The sequence below is a fragment of the Dyadobacter sp. 3J3 genome (genome assembly GCF_009801115.1).
Taxonomy (GTDB): domain Bacteria; phylum Bacteroidota; class Bacteroidia; order Cytophagales; family Spirosomataceae; genus Dyadobacter.
The window spans coordinates 23,148-35,375 of sequence record NZ_VTOL01000018.1; the positions used below are offsets into that span (position 1 = coordinate 23,148).

A 12,228-nucleotide genomic window follows, 5' to 3' on the forward strand; every position below is an offset into this window, starting at 1 on the left:
CTGCCTGCCAGACCCTACTCTTTATAACGTAACAATGTCGCTTAAACCGAAAAGAATTTTCAGCTCTCTTTTGTTGATTGCAGTAATGCTATTCATTCAACTTGCATCCCTTGCCAGTTACGGCCAGCCTTTATCAGATTTAATTAATCACTTCAATCGGTTCAAAGGCAATCCATCTGATTCCATTCAGGTATCAGTATGCAACTTACTGGCTGAAAAATATTTTTATATCAACCCGGACAGCTCTATTACATTCGGAAAGATTGCTTTGCAATCCGCTAAAAATCTCCATCTCAACAAAGAAAAAGCAAAAAGTTACAATACCATTGCAAAAACCTATTATATCAGAGGATCCTACTTTGAGTCTTTGACCTACGCGGATTCTGCATTATTAATAGGTAAAGAACAAGGTTTCAAGTCCGAAATTGCGACTGCCATCAATACCAGAGGGTTGATCTATATCGGCCAGAACAGGTTTAATCAGGCAATACCGGAATTTTCGAAAGCATTATTACTTAATGAGCAACTCAAAGACAGTGCAAGAATTGCAGCAAATTATTTCAACATAGGACTGGCATACGATGAACTGCGCCAGTTCGAAAACGCATTTTTAAATCTAAAAAAAGCACTGCTAGTTGCAAAACAATGCAAAGACGGCCACTTGAACCAAATGTCTTTAAACAGGATTGGAGAGACTTATTACCATTCCAAAAATTATAAAAAGGCTTTATACTACTACCGGTCTGCGCTCGGTTTTACTGGATATCAGGACAATTGGGAGAAGGGTTTTGCTTACTCAGGTATGGCTCAGGTACTTTACGAAATGAAGTATTATCAGCAGGCTTTGGACTATGCGGGCAGGAGTTTTATACTAATGAAAAAATTAAATACCGACTGGGATACCGAGCGGGCAGCCCGTATTTTATCAAAATGTTATGCTAAATTAAAAAATTATCAAAAGGCTTATGAGTACCAGACCATAGCATGGGCTTATGGTGACACCATTCTTAACGAAAAAAAAGAACAGGAAATTAATTATCTGCATTTGCAGGACAAAAAAGCAGAGAATTTGGAGTTATTAAGTGAAAATGAACGCATTCGGCAGGTAGTCAGAAATAACCGCGTTGTGATCTCACTCACTACTTTGTTCTCACTTTTACTCCTTGCAGCGCTATTTCTGCTCAGACGTAACATCGTACGCAAAAACATTTTGAACAAGGAACTGAAAAACAGAAATCAAGAAATAGAAAAACAAAAAGAAGAGATTCAGCTGCAGCGCGAAGAGCTTGTATCGTTGAATAAAACAAAAGATAGGGTATTATCCGTCATTGGCCATGATCTGAGAAGCCCGTTTGCATCTGTTCTTCAGGCGCTCGAACTGATTAGAAATGGTGTATTAGACGAACGTGACCAGGAAATTTTATTTGATGATTTCCAACGGCAGATAGCACTGGTGTCAGAGCTGATCGACAATCTGCTTGCCTGGGCCAGCAGCCAGCAAAGCGGCGGCGAGATTAAATACTCAAACATTAATTTATCAGAAGTTGCCCAAAAAGTACTATCGCTATACAAATCCTCATCTGAACAAAAAAAACAGCAGATGATATGCCGCTGTGAAGAGCATGTCTATATTGAAGCTGATGAAAATCATGTCAGAATCATACTTCAAAACATCCTGAGCAATGCCATAAAATTTACACCTCAGCACGGGACGATTACTTTATTTTACACCCTGGAAAAAGATTTCGTAGCTATCCATATCAAAGACAACGGAAGGGGCATGTCAAAGGAAAAATTAGCAGCATTATTCAAATCCTCAGGCATGGCCATAACCGAAAAAGGAACGGACCTGGAGCCTGGTACCGGCCTTAGCTTATTGCTCATAAAACAATTTGTAGAAGAAAATAAAGGCCGGATCGAAGTAAAAAGCGAAAAAGATAAGGGGTCTGAGTTCATAATTTATTTTAAAGCAAGTCAAAAAGACTGATATAGATAACTATCTAAAATCCCATCCATACCAGCATGAATTCTCCATGTTGCTGATAACAATTGCCTTCCTCTATAAAACTAAATAGACGGCCTGATCAAAAATATGATCCTGGTCATTTCCTCCCGATTATGTTGTATCTAACTTTAACACATTCGTATCGTCTGATTTAAAAAACTTACAAATCAGGCAGTTATATAGCGTTCAAAATACGCGTTATTTAGAATACGGATAATTTAGAAAATAATTTCTATTTTTAGAAAATAATTTCTAAATTTCGTTTGTCATAGAAAATATGAAATAAGTTCTATAATTCACCATGTAACTTTTAACCCAATGGCAAATGTATTATGGCTTCAGGGAGGGGCGTGCAGTGGCAACACGATGTCTTTTCTGAATGCAGAAGAACCTACTGTTGTTGATCTGGTAACTGATTTTGGAATTAATATTCTCTGGCATCCTTCGCTCGGACTTGAAATCGGAGATCAGGTTACCCAGCTGCTCAATGATATTGTTCAGGGAAAAATACAGTGCGACATTCTTGTATATGAAGGAAGCATCATCAAAGGTGCTCACGGCACGGGAACTATGAATTTCTTTTGCGACAGGCCTATGAAAGACTGGGTAAAAGAGCTTTCAGAGGTTGCTTCCTATGTTGTTGCCATCGGTGATTGTGCTACCTGGGGAGGGATTCCGGCCGTGGAACCCAATCCTTCTGAATCCACAGGCATGCAGTTTTTAAGAAAAGACAAAGGCGGTTTTCTCGGCGCAGATTACGTTTCCAAAGGCGGCTTACCTGTTATTAACATTCCCGGCTGCCCTGCCCACCCCGACTGGATCACTCAAATTCTGGTTGCCATTTCCACCGGACGCATTGGTGATGTATTGATTGATGAATATCATCGTCCAAAAACATTTTTCACCGATTTTACCCAAACCGGTTGTACAAACGTTGTCAATTTTGCAAATAAAATAGACGGCGGTTTTGGCAAGCGTGGCAATGGCTGTCTATTTTATGAAGTAGGATGCCGCGGGCCAATGACAAGATCAAGCTGCAATCGTATATTATGGAACCGTCAGTCTTCCAAAACACGCGCCAATCATCCCTGTCTTGGCTGCACAGAACCTGGATTCCCACACCATCAGCTGGTAAAAGGAAGTATTTTTAAAACAATGCACTATCTCGGTTTTCTACCCAAAGAAGTACCTGATGGCAATTCCAAATTGGGATATTACATGCGTGCCGGATTTGAAAAAACCATTAGTGTGGTCGAAAATGTATTTGGCAACGAACCTGTAAGTCACCAGAGCTCCAAGTAATTGCGGTTGGCTCACATCCTAAATCTATCATTGACAACAAGTTAGTAAAATCCAATCATGGGAATTCAGAAAGAACTTAATATATCACCGGTTGGCCGTGTTGAAGGCGATCTGGATGTAAAAGTATATATGGAAGGCGGCGTTGTGACGCGCGCGCATGCCCAGGCCTCTATGTTCCGAGGGTTTGAAAAAATCATGGAAGGAAAGGACCCACAGGCCGGGCTGATCGTCACGCCGCGGATTTGCGGAATCTGCGGCGGCTCACACCTTTACTGTGCATCTTCGGCGCTAGACACGGTTTGGAAAACAACGCTGCCACCGAACGCACTATTACTCCGGGCCATTGGCCAGGCAACAGAAACCATTCAGTCCATTCCAAGATGGTTTTATGCGATTTTTGCAACAGATCTTGCCAATAAAAAATTTGCCAACAAACCACTTTACCCGGAAGTCGTTCGCCGATTTGCCGCATACGTTGGTACTTCATTTCAAAAGGGAGTTGTTGCTTCGGGCAGGCCGGTAGAAGTCTATGCCATTTTTGGCGGACAGTGGCCGCACTCGTCCTACATGGTACCTGGCGGTGTGATGTGCGCCCCTACCCTTAAAGATATCACAAGAGCACACGCCATTATGAACCAGTTTCGCAAGGATTGGCTTGAAACGCTTTGGCTTGGCTGTTCACTGGAAAGATATCTACGTATCCAGACCTGGGAAGATCTGATGGAATGGGTTGATGAGAATGAATCTCAGCACAACTCCGACCTTGGACTTTTTATTCGCGCCAGTCTGGAATTTGGACTGCATAAATTTGGTCAAGGAGTGGGGAAATTCATTGCCTTTGGTACATATCTGAGTAAAGACCATTACCAGCACCCCACGATTGAAGGTAGGAACAAGGCGCTGATCAGTCGTTCGGGATTTTTTGATGGTAAAAACTATTCTGAGTTTGACCAGATGAATATCAAGGAACACGTCAAACATACCTGGTTTGAAACTGTTCCGGCGGCACATCCCTGGGATGAACCTTTGCCCACACCAATGGAATCACAAAACCTTGCAGGTACGGATTTTAGCGGAAAATATACCTGGTCGAAAGCACCGAGATATAACAATATGGCTGCGGAAGCAGGACCGTTTGCCAGAGTTCTCATGAATGCTAATCCGGATAATTTGTTGCCACACCAGATTTACGATCCGCTCTTCGGTGATATTTACGATAAAATGGGCCCAAATGTTTTCACAAGAACGCTAGCCCGGGTTCACGAAGCGGTAAGGACTTATGAAAATATTAACAAATGGTTATCCGAGATTGATCTGAACGGCGAATTTTATATCAAACCCGAAGAACGTGACGGCAAAGGTTTTGGTGCAACCGAAGCAGCACGCGGCGCTCTGGCGCACTGGATTGAAATAGAAAACGGTGTGATAAAAAACTACCAGGTTATGGCACCCACGACCTGGAACATAGGCCCCAATGACGACAGCGGAAACCCCGGCCCTATTGAAACTGCATTGGAAGGAACCGAAATTGAAGACGTTAATGATCCTGTGGAAGTAGGTATGGTGGCGCGTTCGTTTGATTCCTGCATGGTATGCACCGTTCACGCCCATGATCAAAAATCAGGTAAGGAACTTGCCCGCTTTAAGCTTTGATGAAAAAAACGGCCATTTTAGGGTTTGGAAATCCTGTCAGAAGTGATGACGCCGTGGGCTGTTATGTGATCGATCAATTAAAAGAAGCCGGGCTTGAAAGCGAAAATGTCAGTCTTTTTGATATGGGCACGGGTGCTTTCGAGGTGCTTTTTAAATTGTTGGGACATGAAAAAATCATCATTGTCGACGCGGTCATCAATACAGGAGAACCTGCCGGAACACTTTATAAAGTTCCGGCCAGTGAAATTGACTCTGCCATTCAGGACGACCCTATGGTTTTTCTGCATAGCATCAAATGGGACCAGGCACTTAGTTATGCCCGGAAGATCATGCAGGAAAATTATCCCGACGACATCACCGTGTATCTGATCTCGGTGGATAACACACGTATGGACATAAATCTTTCAGAGGAGGTAAAAAAAGCCGGTGACAAAGTTGCCGGATTTATTAAAGATGCTGTTTTCTCTATAATTAATGGTTAAAAAAAATTCCATATTACTTAAAAACGGACATATTATTATTCCGGCAGCCATTGTTAGTCAGTGGCTTGATAAGGACAGCTTTGTGAATATGGTTTATTACCCGGAACGAAAGCAGTTACTTGTCGCTGCCAAGTCCAAAACCTTTTTTGAAAAGCTGCACCAGACCAAGTGGATGGTTTTAAAAGATAAAAACCTGCTGGGCGACAAAACCTTGTATGTACGGGAAATATTGATTGACAACGATCTGGATGATTCAGACAGGTCTTTAAATTTTGAAATTAAGGCCACTGGTATTGTAACCATAGATCTGTAATAAGTGCCACTATGAATTCATTTTCAATTTATACCGAAGAAAAAAAAATAACCGGAATACAGCAAATTATTGATGCGCAGTTTCGGCTCAATGAAGTCGTTTCGGTCATTGATCTGAACGACATTCAAACTGATTCTTCTGCGCAGTATCTGTTTGTAGCAGATGGAATTCGATTGCCGGTTGACTGGAACAATGAATTTCCTCCGTATTTATTTGCACTACCCATATCATATAACACGCATAACCTGCTGGCAGTACTCTATGCGCGGTTGAATAACTATGAACTGGCATATTCTTCTTGTTCAACTAATCAGCTGCTGCTACAAGAAATCGATCGGGTCAACTGCATACAAAATGGTATAGAAATAACCCCGTCTCAGGAGCCTGAATATTTTGAAAGTGAATTTGAGCAATACAGATTTATGCATAATCAGGCGATCACCATCCATTACGGAAACCTGACGACTTCAGGCTGGTATCAACAATTGGACAGGTTTTACGAAGCAGCATTTCAAGCCGCCGCCAACGATGAATACAAGGCTTTTACAGGAAAACATCGTGCAACCTATTTACTTGATAATGATGAACTAAACGCAGCCGAAGCACTACTGGAAAGCTGTATTTCCTTATCAATTTCAGAAGATGCGCAGCATGAAATCATGAGTTTGCAATATGCTGTCTGGATGAAAAAGCTTGTGGTACCATATGATATCATTTTGCTTGAAAAGGTAAAAAATACACTTTGGCGGGTTTTAAAATATCAGGAAAATAAACAGAATCATGCACAATCTGCACTGCTGCTGATCGATGCATCCCATATAGCGAATATCACAGATAGTTTTGCGGAATCCCTGGGATATATTACCAAAGCCATTAATATGCTGGATACTCTGGATTTACCCGAACTGCTTGCCAGCGCGCATTACAGAAAGGGTACTTTGTTGTATACCTGGTCTCAAAACGGAAACCCCCAGTTTTTGAAACCTGCTATGGAGTCATATCAACGGGCGTTAAAAGTATTTACGAAGGAACAGGCTCCGGATACTTTCGCTGAGATTCAGCATCATCTGGGTGTGATCTATTCTGAAATTCCGGACGAGGTCAGAAAGAAAAGTATATGGGCTGCCGTTTCTATCAGCTCGTTCAATGAAGCCCTGAGCTATTTTACACAAGAGAGCAATCCCTATGAATATGCCAGGATCTGCAACAATTTCGCAAACGCTCTAACCAAGTATCCGGATGCGAAGTTATCCGACAACTATGCCAAAGCCTTGTCGTTTTACCGCGATGCACTTGAAATCCGAACAGCCGATTCCTTTCCCGCTGAGAGAGCATTGACAATCTTAAATTTTCTTGAAGCTGCGTGGCAGGTTTCCCAGCCCAATGAATTTGCCGAACAAAGCCTCTTTATGGAAATGACGCAACTGGCAGATGAAGTTGAACGTCTTGTTCAGGATGAATTTCTCCGGAACCAGGCAAGCAAGCATCTTTTTCGGTTGGAGGAACTCAGGCTGGTCTTGTAAAATTCCATTCGATGCTAACTAATATGATCATAGCCGTTTACAACGAGTCATCACCCGTTAAAACCGGTTGATCATGACATAGCGCGTAATAAAATAACCACTAAAAAATAAAGGCTCTTAAGTTTCGCTAGGAGCCTTTATTTTAGAAAAGAAACCTTTAAAACGAAAATTTAAATATCTGAATACTCCGTAGGATACAAAAACTTCGTATCATTTTTCGAAACATTATGAGCATATTCAGGCATGGCGACAAGCTTTTTCCAATAATCATCTTTCCCAAACGCGTCCCAATGCTGGTCACGTGAAGCTTTATTTTCAAAAGTGGTCATATACATCAGGTTTGGCATACGGCTTCCGGCCAGCACTTCTGCGTAAAAAACAGCATTAAATCCAAGCCTTTTAAACAATCCCACTTCGTCCCCTTTATTGAACATGGTGATTTTGTTTTCAGATATTTTTTCTGTGTGCCCTTCGTAGCTCCTCAGCTCATAAATACGATCTTTTTTCGGACCAGTCACTTGCGGCATTGTAAAATGAGGGCTTTTTTCGAATGCTTCAAGCACAATGGTTTCAATCCGTTCGTAGGGCGCATCGTTGTAAACGGCATCCAGATATTCCTTTCCATCAACGGCATAGTTCTTGTCGGATGCCAGTTTTTGGTCTAACCTGAACAAATCTTTTTGAGATGAAAAGGGTATGAAAACATAGATCAGTTTTTCGGCAGCCGCTTCGGTGGAAGCGACAGGCTTAAATACGCCAACCCTGGAAATTCCCTGGCGGTGAAGTGCCGGTAGGTATGCTTTTTGAAGGAATTCATCCACCCGTTTCTCCTGCTCCTGATTTTTAAGATGATACACTTTTATCTGATAAAATTCCTTTGAAGGAGCATAAAATCCGTTTGCAGACAACCTGCCTGCAAATAGAAAAATAACCAGAATAACGATTGGCAATTTAGACATTGAAAATGGAGTTTAGGAATAGTTTTGTGCTACAAAACAAATTAACATTTTGCACTAAAACTATTTTCCGCAGTCCGGTTTCGGGCTCATAATTTTCTTAGTAGAAGTTGAAGGCTAAATATAAACGAATAGCTTAAATTGCTGTTTGTTTATTAATTCCAAACTCCATTTCAGTCTCAGAAAAATCGCACAAACCACCGAGAAGATCGCTTAGATGTGCCCCTGTTTTGGTCAATTGATAGTCTGCCCTTGGACTTAATGGGCTGAGATCTTCTGAACGGGTAATAAGTTTGTATTGTTCCAGCAGTTTCAGCCGATTTGCAAGCATGGTATCGCTAATATGGATCAAATCTTCTTTCAAAGCTGAATAGCGGTTATTTCCTTCTTCAATACTGAACATGACTTCGGTGAGCCAGCGCTTGCTAAGCAAATGGATCAGCTCATTCAAGGCACATTTCTCTTCAAGAAATGTCTGATTTTGGGAGTTGGTAGAATTAAGTTTTCTCATCGTAGGGGTTATTTGTATATCAACTGCTAATTCAATCAGGTATTGTCACAATCGTTGTAAAGTTAGCACTATGCACTTGAAAAACACAGCAATCAGCGTATGGCGATAAAGGGATTGCCTGAACTATTTAGCATTTATCCCTAAATCCTCAAAAAGAAAACGCTTGTAATTATTACTAACTGGAATTTCGCTTTTTCCCGTAAATATCCTGTTACCTTGTAAACTCGTAATCTTCGATCTGTTGACAATAAATGACCGGTGCACGCGGGAAAATATTTCGTTTGGCAATAGCTTTTCGATGGATGATAATGATAAGATACTTAAAAACAATTCCTGAATTGTTACTACTTTTGTATAGTTCCTGGAAGCTTCTAAAAATAGTACCTGATCAAAATTTACTTTGTTGATTATGCCATCGCTTCGAATCAACAAATGATTATTTTGATATACTTCTGGCTTCGATTCAACAAGCATATCTCGCGGAGCTATCCTTTCCACAGCCCGGTCAATAGCAATAATGAACCTCTCCAGGGAAAATGGTTTTACCAGGTAATCACAAGCTCCCAAATCGAACGCATCTGTTGCAAACTCTTTGTAAGCGGTCGTAAAAATAACCTGAGGTGGATTTTTTAAGGTTTTTATCAGCTCAATACCTGTGAGTATGGGCATATTGATATCCAGAAAAATCAAATCGACCGGCATTTTCTGAATTTTCTCCCTGGCTTCAAAAGCATCTGCACAACTACCTGTAAGATAAAGCCTTGGTAACAGTTTGCAATATTCTCCCAGAATATCCCTTGCAACCGGCGCGTCGTCGACAATTAGACAATTTATCATATACTGATGACTTTTAAACTTAGCTCGACGTTGTAGCTGCCATTTTCCTGAGAAGATTTGTAGTCATAGTCCTCACCATAGATGAGCCTTAATCTTTTCAAAGTATGGTGCAGTCCCACACCCGAAGTTTCATCAGATTCCGTTAGGTACTGAGGAAAAAGATCATGTGAATTTATGATGCTGAAGTATATCCATCCATCTTTTACATGCAGCTTAATGGATATAAATATTTTCAACGCCCTGGTAATCTTGGCATACTTAAAGGCATTCTCTACAAAAATAATAAGCAGCATAGGTGCAATCAGTAAATTATTATCATTAACTCCTTCAATTTCAAAATCTAATACAAGTTTATCTCCTGTTTGTATTATTTCAAATTCAATGTAATTCTGAATATACAGTATTTCATTTTTAAGTGGTATAAATTGCACTCTGGTTTCATAAACAGAATACCTTAGGGTTAAATTAAAAGTTAGAACCAAAAGTACCGCGGGTTTCGCGTAGCAAAATTGACGGGGAGTAGATCAGCTATATTCAAATCTCAGCGCCATCTTTGAAGATTTCATCAAGATTGAAGGCTTGAAAATCTACTTTTTCTGAAAAGTCATATTCTCCAAGCATATTGATATGTTCCCAGCTGTGGGTAGATGTGGCTAGTATGTTTTTTAATAATACTTCCCGGTCTGCCGGTTTCTTACATTCTGCCAGACTTCCTGATAAGTGAAGTAGGTTCCAACAGTTAATTGAATTGGCGATCAACCTTTTGCAGCCTTCTGCCGTAAGCTGTTCGCGGTATGTGGCCCCGATCAGCTGTTGATTGTTGCCGTGGGATATTGCTTTGGAGAAATTATTACTGTTCTCAACTTTGCTCAAAACCCTTTCAACGGATTTACGGACAGCCGGCTGATCCATATACTGAAGTATATAAAGGGTTTTGTAAATCCTGCCAAGTTATTTAAGCGCTTTATAAAGTGGGTGCTGCCAGGAATAGGAATTCAGTCTCCTAATCAATGTGGACGCTTTTGAGTAGCCCAGCTTTATCGTTGTAATAAACCTTAAAATCTCATCCCAGTGCTCGATAATCAGTTCAAAGTTTATCTTTGAATCTGGCTTTACCTGGTATCCTAAGTCCCGGTAGGTTGAGACTGAATCAATCGAGAACAAATTATGCTCATGGATTTTGGCAAGCCTGGGGCGGAAGGCTATTCCGAGCAAAGCAGTAATAGCAAATATGATCTCAGAAAACCCGCCTGTATCTGTCGAATGTGCGTCGGATTGGATCACACGGTTATGCATCAGGCCATCAATCATATAGGGTGCTTCATGATCCGATGAACTGAATGCTGTTGAATAGAAAAGCTGACCTGCTTCATCCAAATGAGAGTATACAGTTACACCTTTTCCACTACCAAAATATTTAAATGACCATGCTGCTCTTAACGACGCAACGGAAACGTCATATTTTTGCCCGTCACTGCTCGTATGGATAAAACCAGGGTGAATCCGGAACTTGTCAGTCAAAGGCAGTTTGTTGCTGAATTCGACAACCAGGTCATTGGCCTTCAAAGTCATATCAGGTGAAAAGTACTGAACCGAAGTCGTTTGCAATGCACTGGCTGCTATATTCTTAGAAATCATTGACATTTTAGGGATGCCAATGTTGCAGCCCAATCCGATAATAGTAGCAAAAAATAGCTTTTCCGATGGTCTAGGCGGCAAATAATCAATACCCTTATGCTGAAAAGCAGTATTGAATCCGCTAATCTGGTCAATTGTTGTTAAAACTTCCAACAACGACACAGCCCAGGTTTGTGGGTATAGGTTCTGTGGATCCTCAATTTCATTTTCGTCAGGTTTGTACCGGTGCATATGCCATTGCCCTTCTGCATCAACATATACCTGCTGGTTCTCTGTCCATTACCTATGTGTTGATTGACAAGCCTAAACTGGAAATTTAATTCTTCATTCAGTTTTAACAAAATTGGAGCAGGCTTTTGAAGATGGCTTAGTGATGCCCGTTTTAAAAGAAAATCCTTATCCTTAACCCATTGTAGTTTTGGAATCATGTATTCTTCAAAAGACCGGTACAAATACGAGGATCGAACATTTAAAGCACCTGCCCGGATATGGTCGCGCATTTCTCTGAACAACAATACTTTATAAAGTGATATCCTGATCTTTCCATCTGGTGTTATCACGCGTTGTTTCTCTTCAAGAGATAAAAAATCAATCGGTACACTGTTGTGTTGCTGTATATTGCCAAACTTCTTTTGAAAATAATCAATGGCGTCCAACAATTGTTTCTGGGACGTTCCAAAATCAAATGCCAGGACTTTGATTAAGTCAGATACGCGGATTTGTAGACGCAATGACCCTTTTTCGAGCGCTTGGTAATAGTCCTCCCGGTCACTGATCCGCTGATTGACCAGTTTCAAATTATTCAACCTTTGCTGATCTTCCAAAAGTACCTGAGAAGAAACCTTCCGTTTTCTTAATAGCTCATCAATCAGTTCTACTTTCTGGCTTGCTTCCATTACCTGATCATGGATAATCCGCTCAACTTCGCTCAAAACATCAATATGCGTAACGCTTCGGATAGAAACGGAGCTCACTAAACGTGAGGTATTCATCCTGTTTTCAAACAGG

11 protein-coding genes and 1 pseudogene are annotated in these 12,228 nt (G+C 40.9%); 6 read left to right on the plus strand and 6 right to left on the minus strand.

The annotated features are described in order from the left end of the window. Window positions 1-34: 34 nt before the first annotated feature. The 6 genes from FZF08_RS27465 (at window position 35) to FZF08_RS27490 (ending at window position 7,278) form a co-directional block, all read left to right on the plus strand. The gene (locus tag FZF08_RS27465; RefSeq protein WP_159476618.1) at window positions 35-1,987 is read left to right on the plus strand and encodes an ATP-binding protein; all 1,953 of its coding nucleotides are present in this window, start codon (window positions 35-37) and stop codon (window positions 1,985-1,987) included. A 336-nt stretch (window positions 1,988-2,323) separates the two neighbouring features. Then, the gene (locus FZF08_RS27470; RefSeq protein ID WP_159476622.1) at window positions 2,324-3,307 is read left to right on the plus strand and encodes a hydrogenase; all 984 of its coding nucleotides are present in this window, start codon (window positions 2,324-2,326) and stop codon (window positions 3,305-3,307) included. 57 nt (window positions 3,308-3,364) lie between these two features. Then, the gene (locus FZF08_RS27475) at window positions 3,365-4,960 is read left to right on the plus strand and encodes a nickel-dependent hydrogenase large subunit (protein WP_159476626.1); all 1,596 of its coding nucleotides are present in this window, start codon (window positions 3,365-3,367) and stop codon (window positions 4,958-4,960) included. Continuing rightward, window positions 4,960-5,442 (plus strand): hydrogenase maturation protease, encoded by a 483-nt coding sequence (locus tag FZF08_RS27480; RefSeq protein ID WP_159476630.1) that lies wholly within the window; start codon window positions 4,960-4,962, stop codon window positions 5,440-5,442. The genes FZF08_RS27475 and FZF08_RS27480 overlap by 1 nt, the downstream gene beginning before the upstream one ends. Beyond that, complete coding sequence (locus FZF08_RS27485; protein WP_229216721.1) at window positions 5,435-5,755, plus strand: hypothetical protein; 321 nt, start codon at window positions 5,435-5,437, stop codon at window positions 5,753-5,755. Before FZF08_RS27480 ends, FZF08_RS27485 begins: the two co-directional genes overlap by 8 nt. Before the next feature lie 11 nt (window positions 5,756-5,766). Beyond that, the gene (locus tag FZF08_RS27490; RefSeq protein WP_159476633.1) at window positions 5,767-7,278 is read left to right on the plus strand and encodes a hypothetical protein; all 1,512 of its coding nucleotides are present in this window, start codon (window positions 5,767-5,769) and stop codon (window positions 7,276-7,278) included. Between the two features lie 170 nt (window positions 7,279-7,448). On the opposite strand, the gene FZF08_RS27495 is transcribed toward FZF08_RS27490, so the two are convergent. The 6 genes and pseudogenes from FZF08_RS27495 to FZF08_RS27525 all read right to left on the minus strand — a co-directional run bounded on the left by FZF08_RS27495 (window position 7,449) and on the right by FZF08_RS27525 (window position 12,212). Then, window positions 7,449-8,237: an NIPSNAP family protein gene (locus FZF08_RS27495; protein WP_159476636.1), complete on the minus strand. Its 789-nt coding sequence runs from the start codon at window positions 8,235-8,237 to the stop codon at window positions 7,449-7,451. Window positions 8,238-8,370: 133 nt separating this feature from the next. Further along, entirely contained in the window at window positions 8,371-8,745 is a 375-nt protein-coding gene (locus FZF08_RS27500; protein ID WP_159476639.1) for a helix-turn-helix domain-containing protein, read from the minus strand. A 123-nt stretch (window positions 8,746-8,868) separates the two neighbouring features. Next, a complete protein-coding gene (locus tag FZF08_RS27505) occupies window positions 8,869-9,582 on the minus strand; it encodes a LytTR family DNA-binding domain-containing protein (protein WP_159476642.1) in 714 nt (237 codons plus the stop codon). Then, window positions 9,579-10,013 carry a hypothetical protein gene (locus tag FZF08_RS27510; protein WP_159476645.1) on the minus strand — a complete coding sequence of 145 codons (435 nt, stop codon included), beginning with the start codon at window positions 10,011-10,013 and terminating at the stop codon, window positions 9,579-9,581. The genes FZF08_RS27505 and FZF08_RS27510 overlap by 4 nt, the downstream gene beginning before the upstream one ends. A 103-nt stretch (window positions 10,014-10,116) precedes the next feature. After that, window positions 10,117-11,451 (minus strand): annotated as a pseudogene (locus FZF08_RS27520) (Tn3 family transposase). Beyond that, window positions 11,361-12,212, minus strand: coding sequence for a hypothetical protein (locus FZF08_RS27525; protein WP_159476654.1), 852 nt, complete (start codon window positions 12,210-12,212; stop codon window positions 11,361-11,363). The pseudogene FZF08_RS27520 and the gene FZF08_RS27525 overlap by 91 nt, the downstream one beginning before the upstream one ends. Window positions 12,213-12,228: the final 16 nt, after the last annotated feature.

Bases quoted from the DNA above. Each gene is read 5' to 3' on its own strand.
- FZF08_RS27475 (WP_159476626.1), top strand. From the start codon at position 3,365: ATGGGAATTCAGAAAGAACTTAATATATCACCGGTTGGCCGTGTTGAA.
- FZF08_RS27495 (WP_159476636.1), bottom strand. From the start codon at position 8,237: ATGTCTAAATTGCCAATCGTTATTCTGGTTATTTTTCTATTTGCAGGC.
- FZF08_RS27480 (WP_159476630.1), top strand. From the start codon at position 4,960: ATGAAAAAAACGGCCATTTTAGGGTTTGGAAATCCTGTCAGAAGTGAT.
- FZF08_RS27490 (WP_159476633.1), top strand. From the start codon at position 5,767: ATGAATTCATTTTCAATTTATACCGAAGAAAAAAAAATAACCGGAATA.
- FZF08_RS27500 (WP_159476639.1), bottom strand. From the start codon at position 8,745: ATGAGAAAACTTAATTCTACCAACTCCCAAAATCAGACATTTCTTGAA.
- FZF08_RS27485 (WP_229216721.1), top strand. From the start codon at position 5,435: ATGGTTAAAAAAAATTCCATATTACTTAAAAACGGACATATTATTATT.
- FZF08_RS27465 (WP_159476618.1), top strand. From the start codon at position 35: ATGTCGCTTAAACCGAAAAGAATTTTCAGCTCTCTTTTGTTGATTGCA.
- FZF08_RS27525 (WP_159476654.1), bottom strand. From the start codon at position 12,212: ATGAATACCTCACGTTTAGTGAGCTCCGTTTCTATCCGAAGCGTTACG.
- FZF08_RS27505 (WP_159476642.1), bottom strand. From the start codon at position 9,582: ATGATAAATTGTCTAATTGTCGACGACGCGCCGGTTGCAAGGGATATT.
- FZF08_RS27470 (WP_159476622.1), top strand. From the start codon at position 2,324: ATGGCAAATGTATTATGGCTTCAGGGAGGGGCGTGCAGTGGCAACACG.